13 protein-coding genes are annotated in these 16,173 nt (G+C 68.4%); 10 read left to right on the top strand and 3 right to left on the bottom strand.

Features of this window, described 5'->3' with window-relative positions:
- The first annotated feature begins 13 nt into the window (after positions 1 to 13).
- The 5 genes from OH802_RS02065 to OH802_RS02045 all read left to right on the top strand — a co-directional run bounded on the left by OH802_RS02065 (position 14) and on the right by OH802_RS02045 (position 5,935).
- On the top strand, positions 14 to 634 hold the full coding sequence (locus tag OH802_RS02065; RefSeq protein WP_350713478.1) for a maltokinase N-terminal cap-like domain-containing protein: 621 nt from the start codon (positions 14 to 16) through the stop codon (positions 632 to 634).
- A gap of 259 nt (positions 635 to 893) precedes the next feature.
- Complete coding sequence (gene chvE, locus OH802_RS02060; RefSeq protein ID WP_406024648.1) at positions 894 to 1,961, top strand: multiple monosaccharide ABC transporter substrate-binding protein; 1,068 nt, start codon at positions 894 to 896, stop codon at positions 1,959 to 1,961.
- Between the two features lie 76 nt (positions 1,962 to 2,037).
- A complete protein-coding gene (mmsA, locus tag OH802_RS02055; RefSeq protein ID WP_406024646.1) occupies positions 2,038 to 3,570 on the top strand; it encodes a multiple monosaccharide ABC transporter ATP-binding protein in 1,533 nt (510 codons plus the stop codon).
- A 6-nt stretch (positions 3,571 to 3,576) separates the two neighbouring features.
- Positions 3,577 to 4,863, top strand: a complete 1,287-nt coding sequence (gene mmsB / locus OH802_RS02050; RefSeq protein WP_406024644.1) for a multiple monosaccharide ABC transporter permease — start codon at positions 3,577 to 3,579, stop codon at positions 4,861 to 4,863.
- Between the two features lie 196 nt (positions 4,864 to 5,059).
- The gene (locus tag OH802_RS02045) at positions 5,060 to 5,935 is read left to right on the top strand and encodes a 1,4-dihydroxy-2-naphthoate polyprenyltransferase (protein ID WP_406024642.1); all 876 of its coding nucleotides are present in this window, start codon (positions 5,060 to 5,062) and stop codon (positions 5,933 to 5,935) included.
- A 9-nt stretch (positions 5,936 to 5,944) separates the two neighbouring features.
- On the opposite strand, the gene OH802_RS02040 is transcribed toward OH802_RS02045, so the two are convergent.
- The 3 genes from OH802_RS02040 to OH802_RS02030 form a co-directional block, all read right to left on the bottom strand.
- Positions 5,945 to 6,955: a type IV toxin-antitoxin system AbiEi family antitoxin domain-containing protein gene (locus OH802_RS02040; protein ID WP_406024640.1), complete on the bottom strand. Its 1,011-nt coding sequence runs from the start codon at positions 6,953 to 6,955 to the stop codon at positions 5,945 to 5,947.
- Between the two features lie 225 nt (positions 6,956 to 7,180).
- Complete coding sequence (locus OH802_RS02035; RefSeq protein ID WP_406024638.1) at positions 7,181 to 8,446, bottom strand: MFS transporter; 1,266 nt, start codon at positions 8,444 to 8,446, stop codon at positions 7,181 to 7,183.
- 161 nt (positions 8,447 to 8,607) lie between these two features.
- Complete coding sequence (locus OH802_RS02030) at positions 8,608 to 8,781, bottom strand: hypothetical protein (RefSeq protein WP_008356373.1); 174 nt, start codon at positions 8,779 to 8,781, stop codon at positions 8,608 to 8,610.
- A gap of 468 nt (positions 8,782 to 9,249) precedes the next feature.
- Between OH802_RS02030 and OH802_RS02025 the strand changes: the two genes are divergently transcribed.
- The 5 genes from OH802_RS02025 to OH802_RS02005 all read left to right on the top strand — a co-directional run bounded on the left by OH802_RS02025 (position 9,250) and on the right by OH802_RS02005 (position 16,170).
- Positions 9,250 to 9,516 carry a hypothetical protein gene (locus OH802_RS02025; protein WP_091043078.1) on the top strand — a complete coding sequence of 89 codons (267 nt, stop codon included), beginning with the start codon at positions 9,250 to 9,252 and terminating at the stop codon, positions 9,514 to 9,516.
- A gap of 39 nt (positions 9,517 to 9,555) precedes the next feature.
- Complete coding sequence (locus OH802_RS02020) at positions 9,556 to 10,788, top strand: hypothetical protein (RefSeq protein WP_406024635.1); 1,233 nt, start codon at positions 9,556 to 9,558, stop codon at positions 10,786 to 10,788.
- Positions 10,785 to 13,508, top strand: a complete 2,724-nt coding sequence (locus tag OH802_RS02015; protein WP_406024633.1) for an ATP-binding protein — start codon at positions 10,785 to 10,787, stop codon at positions 13,506 to 13,508. The genes OH802_RS02020 and OH802_RS02015 overlap by 4 nt, the downstream gene beginning before the upstream one ends.
- A complete protein-coding gene (locus tag OH802_RS02010) occupies positions 13,508 to 15,640 on the top strand; it encodes a hypothetical protein (RefSeq protein WP_406024631.1) in 2,133 nt (710 codons plus the stop codon). The genes OH802_RS02015 and OH802_RS02010 overlap by 1 nt, the downstream gene beginning before the upstream one ends.
- 62 nt (positions 15,641 to 15,702) lie before the next feature.
- A complete protein-coding gene (locus OH802_RS02005; RefSeq protein ID WP_406024629.1) occupies positions 15,703 to 16,170 on the top strand; it encodes a hypothetical protein in 468 nt (155 codons plus the stop codon).
- Positions 16,171 to 16,173: the final 3 nt, after the last annotated feature.

Genomic DNA, 16,173 nt, shown 5'->3' with positions numbered 1-16,173 from the left:
GTAGATAACGGTCATGTCGATCGTTCACAAGGCCACGCTCACCCCGTCGAAGAAAGAGATCTTCGGCGCCTGGCTCGCCACCCGGACGTGGTGCGAGGGTGACCTGACCGGCACGATCGGCTCCTACCGGTTCGACGACCCGGCCGGACGGGTCGGGATCGAGTGCGTGCTCCTCGAGGTCGGCGAGTCCGTCGTCCACCTCCCGGTCTCCTACCGTGAGGCACCCCTCGACGGCGCCGAGGACTTCCTGATGGCGACCACCGAACACTCGGCGCTGGGCACGCGCTACGTCTACGACGCCACCGCCGACGCGGTGGCGGTCCGGGCCCTGCTGACGGCCGCGCTCACCGGCGCGACCCAGGAGCCGATGGACGTCTACGACCGGGGCCGCCTGGTCGATCGTCGCGAGAGCGTCGTCACCGCGACCGGCACCGGCTCGTGGTCGCGCAACGCGGTGCCGCACTTCGACGGCGTCACCATCCGTTCCCACGGTGCCGACACCCGCGTGGACGCGGGCAGCTTCGCGATCGTCGTGAAGCGGGTCGTCGACGGCTCCGACGCCGACGGCGCGGAGTCGATCCAGGTCACCTGGCCGGACGGCGCCGGGGCGCTGGTCGGCGTACGCCACCTGTGACGGGACGGCCTCTGGGCTTGTCTGTGAGTCCGCTGTGTGGCGCAGATGATCAACGGAGCCTCCCGTAAGTCACGAGTCGGAAACATCGTCGTCCTGCACTTGACGCATTCGGACATGAAGAGGCACATTGTCTCGATGTGAGCGTTCACATCTGTGATGTGACTCACCTGGGAGCCGGCCCGTGCGCCGAACTCCCGGCACCCCCCGACAGCGGCGCGTAGGCCTACCGACGCGGCCGTAGACGAAATGGAGCAGGTAAGTGCGCAAGGTACTCACCACGATCACCGCGGCAGCGCTTGCGCTCGGCCTCGCGGCATGCGGCGGCGGCGACGGCGGCGAGGGCGGCGACAAGGGCACCGTCGGTGTAGCCATGCCGACCAAGTCCTCGGAGCGCTGGATCGCAGACGGCAACAACATCAAGAAGCAGCTCGAGGCCGAGGGCTACGACGTCGACCTGCAGTACGCCGAGGACGACATCCCGACCCAGGTCTCCCAGGTCGAGAACATGGTCACCAAGGGCGTCGACGTCCTGGTGGTCGCGGCCATCGACGGCACCGCGCTCGGCGAGGTCCTCGAGACCGCTGAGTCGCAGGACATCCCGGTCATCAGCTACGACCGCCTCATCCGCGACACCGAGGCCGTCGACTACTACTCGACCTTCGACAACTTCCAGGTCGGCGTGCAGCAGGCCACCTCGCTCGTCGAGGGCTTGAAGGCCAAGGGCGAGGGCCCCTACAACGTCGAGCTCTTCGGTGGTTCGCCGGACGACAACAACGCCACCTTCTTCTGGGACGGCGCCATGTCGGTGCTCGAGCCGCTGATCAAGTCCGGCGAGATCGTCATCCCCTCCGGTCAGACGGACTTCAAGCAGGCCGCGATCCTGCGCTGGGACCCCGCCACCGCGCAGAAGCGCATGGAGGACATCCTCACCAAGACGTACGCCTCCAAGAAGGTCCAGGGCGTGCTCTCGCCCTACGACGGCCTCTCGCTCGGCATCATCGCCGCCCTCAAGGGCAACGGCTACACCACCGCCGACCTCCCGGTCGTGACGGGTCAGGACGCCGAGGTGCAGTCGGTGAAGTCGATCAACGCCGGTGAGCAGTACTCCACGATCTTCAAGGACACCCGCGAGCTCGCGAAGGTGACCGTCGACATGATCGTCGCCGTCGGTGCGGGCGAGGAGCCCGAGGTCAACGACACCGAGACCTACGACAACGGCAAGAAGGTCGTTCCGTCCTACCTCCTCGACCCGGTAGTGGTCACCAAGGACGACGTCAGCAAGGTGCTCGTCGACTCCGACTACTACACCGCCGACGAGATCAAGTAGCGCCCCGTACTCGGCGTGGGCCCGGGTCCCTCCGGACCGGGCCCACGCCGGCACCTGGCCAGATAGCAGGAACGACATGATTTCACCGATCCTGGAGATGCGCGGCATCACCAAGGAGTTCCCCGGCGTCAAGGCGCTCGCCGACGTCAACCTCGTCGTCAACCGCGGTGACATCCACGCGATCTGCGGTGAGAACGGCGCCGGCAAGAGCACCCTGATGAAGGTGCTCAGCGGGGTCTACCCCCACGGCACCTACAGCGGCGACATCGTCTTCGAGGGCGAGACCGCGAAGTTCGCCAACATCCGGCAGAGCGAAGCCGCCGGCATCGTGATCATCCACCAGGAGCTCGCCCTCATCCCCGAGCTCTCGATCGCGGAGAACATCTTCCTCGGCAACGAGACCGCCAAGCGCGGCATCATCGACTGGGGCCGCGCCAACCGCGAGGCGATCGACCTGCTCGCGCGGGTCGGCCTGCGGGAGAACCCGCTGACGCCGGTGAAGAACCTCGGCATCGGCAAGCAGCAGCTGGTCGAGATCGCCAAGGCGCTCTCGAAGGAGGTCAAGCTGCTCATCCTCGACGAGCCGACCGCCGCCCTCAACGACGACGACTCCCAGCACCTCCTCGCGCTCCTGGAGGGGCTGAAGGAGAAGGGGATCACCTCGATCATGATCAGCCACAAGCTGAACGAGATCGAGCAGATCGCCGACGAGATCACCATCATCCGTGACGGCCAGAGCATCGAGACCCTGTCCGTCGCCGGCGGTGGCGTGGACGAGGACCGGATCATCCGCGGGATGGTCGGCCGCGACCTCGAGAACCGCTTCCCCGATCACACCCCCTCCATCGGGGACGTCCTCTTCGAGGTGCGCGACTGGACCGTCATGCACCCGCAGGACAGCCACCGTGAGGTCATCCGCCAGGCCAACCTGTCCGTGCGAGCCGGCGAGATCGTCGGCATCGCGGGGATGATGGGCGCGGGACGTACGGAGCTCGCGCGGTCGATCTTCGGTCGCTCCTACGGCTCCCGGACCTCCGGCTCGCTGATCCTGGAAGGCGCGGAGCTGCAGCTCAACACGGTCACCCAGGCGATCGATGCCGGCATCGCGTACGTCAGTGAGGACCGCAAGGGCCTGGGGCTCAACCTCATCGACGACATCAAGACCTCGGTCACCGCGGCGGCGCTGAAGAAGCTGCGCTCCGGGCTCGTCGTCGACGAGCACAAGGAGGTCGTGGTCGCCGAGGGCTACCGCAAGAACCTCAACATCAAGGCGCCCTCGATCACCGCCGGGGTCGGGAAGCTCTCCGGCGGCAACCAGCAGAAGGTGGTGCTGTCCAAGTGGATGTACACCGACCCGAAGCTGCTGATCCTCGACGAGCCGACCCGAGGCATCGACGTCGGCGCCAAGTACGAGATCTACGGGATCATCCAGGAGCTCGCCCGCAGCGGTCGCGGCGTACTGGTGATCTCCTCCGAGCTGCCCGAGCTGCTCGGCCTGTGTGATCGCATCTACACGCTCGCCGAGGGCGTGATCACCCATGAGTTCGACCGCTCAGAGGCCACCCAGGAGTCCCTGATGCGCTACATGACCGCGGACGCGAGGAAGTAACCCCCGATGAATGCCCTGCTCAACACGCTGCGCGGGAACGTCCGCCAGTACGGGATGATCATCGCTCTGGCGGCGATCGTCATCCTCTTCCAGATCTCGACCGAGGGCGTGCTGCTCAAGCCGCTCAACGTTTCCAACCTGGTAGTCCAGAACGCCCAGATCCTGATCCTGGCCATCGGCATGGTGATCGTGATCGTGGCGCGTCACATCGACCTCTCGGTCGGCTCCGTGGCCGCCTTCGTCGGCGCCGCCGCGGCGATCATGATGACCCAGTACGACTTCCCGTGGTGGGTCGCCGTCTTCCTCGGCCTGCTGATCGGCACCGCCATCGGCGCCTGGCACGGCTTCTGGGTGGCGTACGTCGGGATCCCGGCGTTCATCGTCACGCTGGCCTCGATGCTGCTCTTCCGCGGTCTGACGCTGGTCGTGCTCAAGGGCGCGACCGTCGGTGGTCTGCCCGAGCAGTTCAAGGCCATCGGCAACGGCTTCCTGCCCGAGATCGGGCCCGACACCGGGTTCCACAACCTGACGCTCCTCATCGCGGTGGCCGCTGTCGGTGTGCTGATCTTCCTCGAGGTGCGTCGCCGCAACGCCCAGATGGCGTACAACTTCGACGTCCTGCCCTTCCCGCTCTTCGTGGTGAAGCTGGCGCTGCTGACGATCGTGATCATGTACTTCGCCTACCTGCTCGCCGACGCGCGCGGGCTGCCGATCGTCGGGCTGATCCTGGCCGGGCTGATCGTGGTCTACACGTTCATCATGAACAAGACCGTCTTCGGCCGGCACGTCTACGCGATCGGCGGCAACGTCGACGCCGCCACGATGTCCGGCGTCAACACCAAGCGTGTCGACTTCCTGGTCATGGTGAACATGGGGCTCCTGTCCGGCCTCGCGGGCCTGGTCACGACCGCCCGCCTGACCGCGGCCAACCCCAAGGCCGGCGTCAACTTCGAGCTCGACGCGATCGCCGCCGCCTTCATCGGTGGCGCGGCCGTCACCGGTGGTGTCGGCACCGTCGTCGGCGCGATCATCGGTGGTCTCGTCATGGGTGTCCTCAACAACGGCATGTCGCTGCTCGGTGTCTCCATCGACTGGCAGCAGGCCATCAAGGGCCTCGTGCTCCTGCTCGCCGTCGCCTTCGACGTGTGGAACAAGCGCCGTACCGCCGGGTCCGGTGGTGCCGGTGCCGAGGCTGCCGAGCCCAGCGCTCCGCCGCCCGACAAGCTGGCCGAGGAGATCGAGGCCATGGAGGCCGAGCTGAGCGTCGACTCCAACGATCCTCCGAAGACCTGATCCATCCCCCACACCCCCACCCCGCGACCCCTGCCTCCCTCCGGGCAGGGGTCGCTGGGTTTTCGGGGTTGGTGTGGGGTCGTGTAACACGCTGTTCGTAGGACTATCCGGTCGCTCTGATAGGGCGAGTAGTCCTACGAACGACGTGTTACATCCCCGCGGGACCTGCAACGAGCCGTCGGTGTTGAATAGCCGGGTGGCAAACTCCGCTCAGTGGCTCCAGGGAGCCCGTCCTCGCACCCTCCCCGCGGCGCTCGCGCCGGTCATCGCCGGCACAGGGGTGGCTGCGTACGCCGGTGGGTTGGTCTGGTGGAAGGCGCTGCTCGCTCTTGTGGTGGCGCTGGCGCTGCAGGTCGCGGTCAACTACGCCAACGACTACTCCGACGGGGTCCGCGGGACCGACGACGACCGCGTGGGCCCGCTGCGGCTGACGGGCTCCGGCCTCGCGACGCCGGCCGCGGTCAAGCGCGCCGCGTTCATCGCCTTCGGGATCGCCGCGGTCGCCGGCCTGGTGCTGGCGCTGACCTCCGCATGGTGGCTGATCCTCGTGGGCCTGGTCTGCATGATCGCGGCCTGGTACTACACCGGCGGCTCCCGCCCCTACGGCTACGCCGGCCTCGGCGAGGTCATGGTCTTCGTCTTCTTCGGACTCGTCGCGGTCATCGGCACGACCTTCGTCCAGACGCAGTCCTGGGAGTGGGGCGCGTTGTGGGCCGGTGTCGGGATCGGCGCGATCACCTCCGCCCTCCTCGTCGCCAACAACCTCCGCGACATCCCCGGCGACACCGAGTCGGGGAAGATCACCCTCGCCGTACGCCTCGGCGACGCGCGGACCCGCTGGCTCTACGTCGCCCTCGTGGCCGTCGCCGCCGTCGCCGTCGTGCTCGTGGCTCTGACGACGTCGTGGTGGGCGCTGCTCGGTCTCGGGTTCATCGCCGTCGCTGCCCAGGGCGTACGCACTGTCCTCGACCGCGCCAACCTCGGCCCGCGCCTGATCCCCGTCCTCCAGCAGACCGGGCTGGCCACGCTGGTGTGGGGACTGCTCGTCGGCGTACCTCTGCTGTTCGTCTGAGCCGCGGGATCAGGCAGCCCTCGAACGACGTACGCGGAACCGTTCCAGGTCTGAGATGTCGGTGCCGAAGGCTCGGCAGGTGGCTCGGTACTCCCGATCCAGGCGGTTCTTGAGGTAGTCGCGCTGCCGGCCGAAGAGATCGGCCCATCCGACCCGTGACATGCCGAGATGAAAGCCGTGGGCCCAGTCCTGTCGGGTCTTCTCCTCGGCGAGGATGTCGTCGACCGACCGGAGCGCCAGGCCTCCATCTGCCGTGGCCACATACTTGCTCCGGCCGTCGAACTCGAAGATGTGACGGCCCACCCGGAGATCGAATCGAGCAGTACGTACGCCGTCCGTGATCTCGAACTGGGTCTCGATGCCGGTCAGCCCGAGCTCCTCGAGTACGTCCCGGGTGAGTGACTCCCCAACCGACTCGGCCCCGGCGTACGAGAGTTCGATGGCCTCCCTGGCCAGGCGGCGGTTGGGCCAGTGTTTCATGTGTTCGAGGACCTCCCAGAGCTCGTCGACGGATACGCCCATCCGCCGCGCGGAGTCGACGGCGACGACCCCGTACGGCCGACCGTGCTCGCGAGCGATGTCGATCGCCGTCCGGGCAAGACCGAGCACGTTGAACCCGTTCACCTGCACGACCTGATCCTCGGAGTAGGGCGCAAGGTGGTGTTTCACACCCCACTTGTTATGGGTGCCGACCACGGGCTGGCGAGTGACATGGGTCTGGGCCTTCACGGGTAGGAGGATGCCCATCTCGAGCTCGAGGGCTGCCGTTTCATGGCTTCGTACGAACGGAACTGTGATGGCCGCGCAGGCTGCCCGATCGAGAAGGCGCCGCCTGTCTGTGGGCAAGGTGATGCTCTCGACGTAGGTGCGTTCGGCGTAGACGCCGCGGCGTACGGCCGTCCACGTGCCGCTCTCGACGAGTCGATAGAGCGTGTCGAGATCGAGGCCGGATGAGAGTGCCTGGCGGCGAGTGATGAGGCCATGGTTGGCCGCCATGATCGCTTGGGTACGTGGGTTCATAGCCACAGCCTGTGGCCCGGATCCGACACTCGCCGGCGCTCAACGGCGCACTGTGGATAACCCCAACACGAGATGAGCCTGTGGAGAGCGAGTGGCCCCGAGGTGGCGCACGGTCGCGTGTAACACGCTGTTCGTAGGACTATCCGGTCGTTCTGATAGGGCGAGTAGTCCTACGAACGACGTGTTACACCGAAGCGGCCCCCCGAGCAGCTATCTCCGAAGCGGCTACGCCGGCGCCGGGACGGGCTGGGTACGCCGGGCGAGGTAGCGCTCGGCGGCGCGGGCGGAGGGGTGGACGCCGATCGCGGCGATGACGATGATCCCGGCGATGATGGCCCAGCCGAGGTGGCCGAGCTCCATGGCCAGGAACGTGTACGCCGCGGGGGCCCAGACGGTGCCGAGGGTGTAGCCGACCTGGGCGGCGCCCTGGTAGTCGCCACGGTGCTCCGGGTCGGAGAGATCGGCGACCAGGCCCCACTCGCCGGCGGACTGGAAGAGCTCGGCGCCGGTGACGGTGACGTGGCCGATCCAGACGAGAGCGATCGTGATCAGGCCGACGGTGTCGTGGGTGACCGCGATGATCGCGCAGGAGGCCAGGAAGCAGAGCGCGCCGCGGCGCTGGGCCTTGAGAGACGTCGTCACGTCGGTGACGCCACGGGCGGCGATGACCTGCAGCCCGACGGCCATCACGGTGTTGGTGCCGAACAGCCACGCCAGCAGCACCCGCGGGGCGTCGGTCTCCTGGACCAGCCACAGTGGGATGACGACGTTGAGCAGGACCTGGTGGGTGCCGAGCACGCCGTCGAAGAAGGTCGTCGCGAGGAACGCGCGGTTGCGCAGGGCGCCGAGGCGGTCGCGTACGTCCGCCTTCAGATCACCGGGCGAGGCAGCGGTGGCGAGCCGGGGGAGGCGCGAGATCCAGTAGGCGTTGACCAGCAGCACCACGGCGGTCATCAGCGGGACGGCCTTGATCAGGGTGTTGGAGTCGGCGGCCAGGGCGAGACCGCTGGCCAGGGCACCGAGCGTGTAGCCGACGTTGCGGGCGGCGCGCATGTAGGCGAACCCACGCACCCGGGTCGCCGCGGGGAAGACCGAGATCCGGTAGGCGTCGCGGCCTGACTTCTGCCAGGAGGAGGCGAGCGCGAGGAGCACCTCGACGGCGACGTACGCGGCGAAGTTGCCGACCAGCACCCAGGCACCGAACAGCAGCGCCTGGAGGACGGCACCGGCGATCCAGCTGAATCGGGTGCCGAGACGATCCGCGAGTCGGCCCAGGGGGACGGCGAACAAGAAGGTTGCTGCGCCCGCGATCGTGAGACCGAGGCCGACCTGTGCGGCGGAGAGGCCGACGATCTGAGTGAAGAAGACCGCCGAGCCGGTGAGAAAGGTGCCTTCGGCGAAGGCCGACAACACCGACTGGTACGACATCGCCCGGATGAGCGGGTCGTCTGAGAGGACCTTGTCCCTCAACCGGATGAAGTGAGGGGACAAGACGACTCCAAACTATCTTGACATCGAGACAAGCGCAGTCTTGTCATCGCGGTGTTCGACGTCAAACAGTTATCTGTGCTGATCGGTCCCCAAACCGGGCAGCGAGGAAAAAGGAGTCCATCGCGCCGACGCCCTTGCGTCGGCGTAGGTGGCGGCCGAGGTCAGCGGGTGGAGCCCTCGATCGTGCCGATGACGCCGCCGAAGACGTCGGTGGTGACGCCCCAGATGCCGCCGGCGATTGCGGAGATCGTGCTGGTCAGCCCTTGCGGATCGGTGAACAGCCAGAACCCGACGAACAGTACGCCGATGACGATGAAGATCTTCTTCTTGTCCATGTGAGCTCGTCCTCCCGAGAAATCCGATTGAATGTGGAGTGAATTCGCGAATCCGGACGCAAGCGCGCGAAACTCGCGAGGTTGCTCCGGGATATAGATTCCCCGAAGTTAGCCTCCCCTCGCAAGACTACGGCGAAGGAGACCGCTGAGCGGGACAGTGTCGCGCACAGCGGTCCGGTGTGCGGCATGACGTCCCGGTGACGCGGTCCACGGAGCGCTGGTACGCGCGCGGTGTGCACGTGTCGTCAGGTGGAACGAGGTGCGCTACGGCGGTCTGGCGACTACGCTCGTCTCACATGGCGGTGGCGTTTGTCCAGAATGCCGATGCCCGGGAGTCTGCGTCAGCCCGCGGGAGGGGCAAGGCGCCTCCACCCACCGGTGCCGCATGGGGCTGCGCCGGGCGGGACAACCGAATACTTCCGGACGGATCCGGCAACCACACCTCACCTCGGGAAAGGGAGCAGAACAATGGCACCGCACCAGTTGATTCAAAGTACGACGCAAGCCGCTGAGTATGGCACCGGCGGCCTGGCCGAATGGATCACCGACAACATCATCACGCTGGTCGTCCTGATCTTGGGCGTCACGGTCCTGTGGGCTGCCCGCAGCGGCAACATCTCGAAGGCTGTCACGATCGTCGGTGGCCTGATCATCGGTCTCGGCGTCCTCGGCCTGGCCGTGGGCAACAACGCCACGGACCTCGGTCAGTGGATGGCTGGTCTCTTCAAGGGGTGAACCCGGTCCCGTTAGCTAATCCAGGGAGGGATCTCGGGGATGAGGCTGCCTGACGACGACGAGCTGTACGAGGTCGACCAGACCTATCTCGGTCCCCCTCGTCGCTACATCGGGGAGATGCGTTATCGCACCATCTTCCTCTTTCTGGTGATCGCACCATTGACGCTTGTGCTGCTGCGCAAGCTCGGCATGCCGGTGACGCTGCTCAGCATGGGGCTGTGGCTGATCGGCGCCTCCTACCTCTCGATGAAGGCCTCCGACTACATCAGCTCGGAGAGCTCGGCCGGCGCCTGGCTGATGACCTTCTGGCACGAGCTGACCACGCCGCGCGTGGAGACCAGCGCCCAGTACGCAGGCGGCGCGGCTGTCGCCTTCCGGCACGCCACGATCCCCCGCGGCGGCTGGGCGAAGGCCATGCGACGACCCGGCCGGCGGTTCGCCCAGCAGCCCGGTGCCACCCCCTCGCCGAGGATGCTGCCGGCGACGGTCGTCACCTCGACGCCGAGCGCCCCGAGCCAGCCGGTGCGAGGCAAGGCTGCCCCCGTGCGGCCCGTGATCGAGGCGAAGGTCGTCGAAGAGCCGCTCCCGGCCCACCTCACGGTCCAGCCCGAGGCCCAGCCCGCGAGGCAGCAGCACACCACCGGCGTACGTCCGGCGAAGGGTGGCTGGTCGAGTCGGCCGTCCTCCTCGTCGCGTGAGCCCCGCGACGTTCCGTGGAAGGGCGGTGCGCCGTGGCAGGCCCGGCAGGAGCCGGAGCAGCCCGTGTCGCCCCCGCAGCCGTCCCCCGAGCCGACCGCTCAGGCCGCTCAGCCCGCGCCGCCCGCGCCGCCGGCTCCGGCTGCCGAGACCGCCGCCTCCGCTGCACCGCCGCCTCCGCCCCCAGCCCAGCCGGCACCGCCCACTGCGCCACCCCCGCCACCTCCTCCGCCACCGCCTGCGAGGGCCCCAGCTGCCCAGCAGCCTGCCCCGAAGACCGAACCGAAGCCTGTGCCGAAGCCTGTGCCGGAGTCCGCGCCCAAGCCCGCCCGGCTGCCGCTCTCGCATGCGGTCAGGCCGGCAGTGGTGATCGCACCGGAGCCAAAGTTCGACGACGTCGACGAATGGGACGACGCCGACCAATGGGACGACTTCGACGATGCGCCCTCAGGACGTACGCGTCCCAGGGACAATCAGGACGAGCGGGCGGTGCCTGACGGGCGCCCGCAGAGTGTGGACGACTACCGCAAGCGCCTCGACGGCGACGACGCACCCAACGACGGAGGAACCGCATGAGGCGGCCGCGAACGGAGCGGGCCTACGGGCCTGGCTTCGAGAAGCCCAAGCCGGGACGCAAGAGCGTCTTCGGCCGGGGCGGCGACGACTCCAAGGGCGTCCGTGAGCCCAGAGGCGACAGCTGGGCGCTGGAGGAGGTGCGCGGTCACCTGACCTTCACCAGCGACCGGATCATCGCCTGGTACCTCGCCGAGCCGCAGACCTGGTCGTTCCGCGCCCACTCCGACCTCGAGGCCCTGATCACCGACCAGGCGAGCCAGCTGGCCGACCTGGTCGGCAACACGGTCCACGGCCGGGTCACCACCCGCCCCTATCCCGTACGTCACTGGGCACACGCCGCGTTCGCCAACGCTCCCGACCCGCAGCCCGGGTTCGAGGAGATGATGGCGCGCAACCAGGCCCACATGGCCGCCCACAGCCAGGCCGACAAGCTCGTCTACTACGGCGTCGACCTCGGCCGCCGCGACGCGACGGTGAGAACGCTGGCGAAGTTCTCCGCCGGCGCCGCCGAGCGTGAGATGGCCGCGATCAGCGAGCGCCTCGACACGGTCAACCGGGTGATGTCGCGTCCGGGCTTCTCCGCGCGGCCGGCGGTCGGTCACGACATGGAGTGGATGATCGCCCGTTCGCTCTCCCTGGGCGCCAAGATCCCGGTGCCCGAGCCGGGCGAGGCCCAGCAGAACTTCCTCGACACCGACGACATGGCCGAGTGGTTCGAGTCGGTCGCCTGGTCGGCCGAGCCGCTGGCGCCGACCGTGCAGGTCACCAGCAGCATCGGCGGCCGCCAGGAGACCAGCCACGTGTGCGTGCTGACGGTCTCCCGAATCGGCGACATCGAGGTCCCGGAGACCCACGCGCCGTGGATGGCGAAGACCGACGCGCTCGGCTTCCCGGTGGAGTGGTCGTTCCGGGTCGAGCCCCGCTCTCCGGAGGACGTCTCCCGCGAGATGGCGTCCCTGACCCGCCGCATCGACGGCCAGGTCAGCCACTGGTCCGAGGACCACGGCAAGCGGCCTCCCAAGCAGCTCTCCCGTCAGGCCGGCCGGGCCGCCGACGTCGAGGACGAGATGCGCTCGGAGTTCACCGGCCTGTCCACCCGCACCAGGGGCTGGTACCGGATCGCCGTCACCGGCCGCAGCGAGGCGGAGGCGCTCGACAAGGCGCAGAAGGTCGTCGACCTCTACCGGCCGCAGATCAAGATCACCCGCCAGCTGGGGCAATATCACCTGGCCCGCGAGTTCGTCCCCGGCGAGCCGTTGGCCAGCACAGCCCACGCCCGGAAGTTCCCGGTGCTCAAGGTCGCCGCCGGGCTGCCGGCGGTCACCGCGGAGGTCGGCGACAAGCGCGGCTTCTACCTCGGCGAGACCTCCGCGATGGCGTCTCGGGCCGTGCTGATGGACCCGTGGTACCTCACCGAGGTCATGGAGCAGGCCGGTCTGATCCCGCTCGTGGGCACGCCCGGTTCCGGAAAGTCGACCCTGATGGGCGTCGTCATCTACATGTCGATCCTGTCCGGCATCCACGGCGTCGCCATGGACCCGGCCGGACGACTGCAGCGGCTGATGACCCTGCCCGAGATCGGCGGTGGCGTCTTCAACGGCCAGCAGGTGCCGGCCCGCGCCCGCAGCGTGGACGTCCTCGGCGGCCGCCCGGGAAGCCTGTCGCCGTACGCCGTCGTCCCCGACCCCAACCCGGAGCTGATCCGGGCCGAGGCGATGTCTGACCACGAGTTCGCCGAGCGGCTCCACCGGGAGCGGTCGGCCGCCGTACAGCAGCGCCGCGACCTGACCGTCTCGGTGCTCCGCTCCTGCCTCCCGGTCGGACTGGCCAACAACGAAGAGGTGCTCAAGCGCATCCGCGCCCGCGTCATGGAGGCGCAGGCCGACCGCGGCGCCGACACCTCGACGATCGTGAAGATGCTCTTCGAGGGCGACGGCGGTGACCACGAGATCGGCCGCGAGCTCGCCGCCGCCCGTGAGCGCGAGCTCGGTCGTCTCTTCTTCGGCAACGACTTCCTCCAGTCCGACGAGGAGCTGAAGGGCACGCCGTTCACCTTCTACAACCTCAAGGGACTCAACACCCCGCCCGAGCACGTGCCGCGCGAGGAGTGGAGCGCCGAGGAGCAGATGGCGCGCCCGATCATGACCCTGGCCGCCTGGTCCGCGCTGCACCTGATCTACCGCAGCGACCCCAACGAGCGGAAGCTGTTCGCGCTCGACGAGGCCCATGAGGTCACCCAGGCCTCCGGCGGCACCGGTCGCGCCCTCGTCCACAAGCTCTCCAGCGACTCCCGCAAGAACAACTGTGCCGCGCTGGTCTCGACCCAGAACGCCTCCGCGATCCTGGGCTCCGACATCAACAACTTCGTCGGGGCGGCCTTCGTGGGACGTACGCAGGACGAGAGCGCCCAGCGCGACGCGCTCAAGCTGCTCGGCAAGCCCGAGGGACTCGGCTACGAGTCGATCCTGGCGCGGCTCTCGCCGCGCACCAGGCGCGGCGACGAGCAGCTGGGCTACCGCGAGTTCATCTACCGCGACGGCCTCGGTGGCGACACCGGTCACGGCGGCATGGAGATCATCAAGGTCACCCTCAACCACCACCCGGGTCTGCAGGAGGCGCTCAACACCACCGCCGACCCCACCCGCCGCGTCAGCCGAGCCATCGGCGGCGAGCCGACCGACCTTCCCAAGACCGAGCTCTCCGGGGATGGGATCGGCTGATGCAGCCGCGCCCCGCTCACCACAGGACACCCCTGCGCCGTAGGGCGGCTGCCCTCGTCGTACTCGTGGTTGCTCTGCTGTCGGTCGCCGGACCGGCGGCGGCAGCGGGGCCGAGGGGGATCGACATCCCGATCCCGTTCGATCCGACGGGTGGGCTCTCGGGTGTGAGCGATGCGTGCAACAACCTGGACGCACCGATGCCGGCTTCTCCCTACGGGGACGGCAGCTTCATCGTGCGGATGACGGCGTTGGGGGCGGCGTCGAAGGCGGGTACGCAGCTGAACGACCCGAAGGAGATCAACGACGAGCTGGATCCGTTCCGCAACAAGGACGAGGTCTCGCTGGAGTCGGCCTACGGGACCACACCGCAGTGGTGGACCTATGACAACGGGTGCACGGGGCAGTTCGTCGCGGGGGCGGGGACCTCGATCGGCAACATCATGTTGGAGATCTCGGGGATCCTGCCGAACTGGTCGCATGCGTTGTTGAACGCGGTGATCGGGGAGAACTCCTTCCTCAAGGCGTTGGACGACCCGATCGTGGCGGCCTCGGAGGCGGTCACCGATGGGGTGTGGGCGCCGTGGGTGAGCGTGGTGTTGTTGCTGGTGGCGGCGACGGTGATGATCCGGGCGCGTGATGGCCGGTTCGCGCGGGCGGTCACGGCGGCGGGTTGGGCGCTGGGCGTGTTGGTGGTGACCTCGTGGCTGATCCAGTACCCGGTGGAGTCGACCAAGCTGGTCGATGACGGGGTCCGGTCGGCGACCGGGATGATCGCGACCGGGTTCAACGACGGCCGGACGGTGCCCGGGGTCAACGACGACAAGTTCGGTGAGACCGATGCGGTCAAGGCCGTGGATGGCCAGATGGACGAGGTGGTGCGGTCGACGCAGTACCGCACCTGGCTGGCCGGTGCCTTCGGTGACCCGGACTCGGCCACCGCGAAGACGTATGGGCCGCGGGTGTTCCGGTCCACGCACTTCTCCTGGCAGGAGTACGACACCTACCGCAAGGACCCCAACGGCGAGGGCAAGAAGGTCCTGGAGGCCAAGCAGGACGCCTTCAAGGAGCATGCCGAGGCGGTCAAGAAGTCCGACCCGGTCGCCTATGAGTACTTCAAGGGTGAGCACTGGTCCCAGCGGGCGACCACGGCGTTGGTGAACCTGGCCGTGGTCGTGGTGGTGTGTGGGTTCCTGCTGGTGGCCGGGCTGGCGATCTTGTTGTCGTTCGCGTTGATCCGGTTGATCGTGCCGTTCGCGCCGGCGGCGGGGGTGTTGTTCATGCTGGATCACACCCGGGACGCCGCGGTGGCGATGCTCAAGCGGGTGGTGGGTCCGTTGGTGATGGGCCCGATCTACTTCCTGGTCGCGTTGTTGCTGTTGCGGCTCGACTCGGCGATCTTGACCTCGACGATGTGGTTCGTGCTGAAGCTGGGGCTGATCGCGGTGCTGACCGTGCTGGCCTGGCGGCTCACCCGACCCGCCGCCTACGGGATCCCGCTGCCGGGCATGGGCCGGCTCACCTCGATGCTCTCCTCGTACGTCGGCACCCGGGCGGGTGCCGAGGCCGGGGTCAGCGACGCGAACGCCGACCGGCCGCCCGTCCCGAGCGGTGGCCCGGCAGGCACAGGATCGGTCTCGAGCCCCGGCGGCGTCTACATGCCCGGACACGAGCTGACCGGCAGCCGACCGACGATGGTCGCCGAACAGGTGCCCAACCAGGCTCCGGTGACGGCCGCCGGAGCGCTGGGTGCCGGGGCGAGCGCGAGCAGCACACCGACGTACGCCCTGGGCTCCTCGATGAGCGGTGAGGAAGGTGAGCGGGTGGCCGGCCAATGGTTCGACTCGCGCTCCGTCGAGCGCGACGAGCCGTCCATCCGCGACGAGGCCCGCCCAGGGTTCGCCGCCGGGCAGGTCTACAACAACGACCGCCCCGAGGCGCCGAACCCGGTCGACTACACCGCGGGCGCCTACGCCGACCGCGAGCCGGAGCCGCCGCGACAGTCGCCGGTGGCCGAGGCCAACGTGGACTACGACGCCGACGGCAACGCGGTCTTCGTCATCTACTCACCGAACGGGAACCGCTCGGTGCCCGTCGACAACGGTCCGAGCTGGTCTGAAGGAGGAGCCCGGTAGTGCGGTCGACAACGACGCGTGGTGTGCTGTGGGAGGTCATCGCGCCGGTGCTGAGGTGGCCCATGAGGTCGCCGTTCCGGTTCTTCTCGGTGGTTGTCGGCATCGTCTTCGTCATCTGGCTCATCGCGCAGTGGAGCGACGCTCCCGACGCCGAGCCGGCCGCCCAGCCCGAGCGGGGCTCCGCGTCGGCGCAGCAGAGCGCCTCCGCGACCGGCTCGCCGGCACCCGTCCCGGACCCGACACCCTTGGCGACCAAGTTCGTCGCCGCCTGGGCCCGTCCCGACCTGACCACCGACGAATGGTGGGCCGGGATCAACGCCGCCCGCCCGGACGAGTCGCTGGCCCAGGCACTGGGCTCCACCGACCCGGCGACCGTGCCGGCGACCAAGGTGGTCGGCGCCGCGAAGGTGCTCGAGCAGACCGACGGGGAGGCACGCGTCGAGGTCACCACCGACGGTCCCAAGGTCGTCGTCTACCTGACGCTGGTCGACAACGTCTGGTACGTCGCGAACATTCTTCCGGGGGGATAGGGC

It is taken from the genome of Nocardioides sp. NBC_00850, assembly GCF_045207335.1.
In the GTDB taxonomy this organism is placed as follows: domain Bacteria; phylum Actinomycetota; class Actinomycetes; order Propionibacteriales; family Nocardioidaceae; genus Nocardioides.
Note: the sequence above shows the minus strand (reverse complement) of the source record. Positions and strands in the feature narration are given on the sequence as shown.

What these genes read in the sequence shown, in the direction of transcription:
- OH802_RS02065 (WP_350713478.1), top strand. Translation starts at nt 14, where the DNA reads ATGTCGATCGTTCACAAGGCCACGCTCACCCCGTCGAAGAAAGAGATC.
- mmsA (WP_406024646.1), top strand. Translation starts at nt 2,038, where the DNA reads ATGATTTCACCGATCCTGGAGATGCGCGGCATCACCAAGGAGTTCCCC.
- mmsB (WP_406024644.1), top strand. Translation starts at nt 3,577, where the DNA reads ATGAATGCCCTGCTCAACACGCTGCGCGGGAACGTCCGCCAGTACGGG.
- OH802_RS02040 (WP_406024640.1), bottom strand. Translation starts at nt 6,955, where the DNA reads ATGAACCCACGTACCCAAGCGATCATGGCGGCCAACCATGGCCTCATC.
- OH802_RS02030 (WP_008356373.1), bottom strand. Translation starts at nt 8,781, where the DNA reads ATGGACAAGAAGAAGATCTTCATCGTCATCGGCGTACTGTTCGTCGGG.
- OH802_RS02025 (WP_091043078.1), top strand. Translation starts at nt 9,250, where the DNA reads ATGGCACCGCACCAGTTGATTCAAAGTACGACGCAAGCCGCTGAGTAT.
- OH802_RS02020 (WP_406024635.1), top strand. Translation starts at nt 9,556, where the DNA reads ATGAGGCTGCCTGACGACGACGAGCTGTACGAGGTCGACCAGACCTAT.
- OH802_RS02015 (WP_406024633.1), top strand. Translation starts at nt 10,785, where the DNA reads ATGAGGCGGCCGCGAACGGAGCGGGCCTACGGGCCTGGCTTCGAGAAG.
- OH802_RS02010 (WP_406024631.1), top strand. Translation starts at nt 13,508, where the DNA reads ATGCAGCCGCGCCCCGCTCACCACAGGACACCCCTGCGCCGTAGGGCG.
- OH802_RS02005 (WP_406024629.1), top strand. Translation starts at nt 15,703, where the DNA reads ATGAGGTCGCCGTTCCGGTTCTTCTCGGTGGTTGTCGGCATCGTCTTC.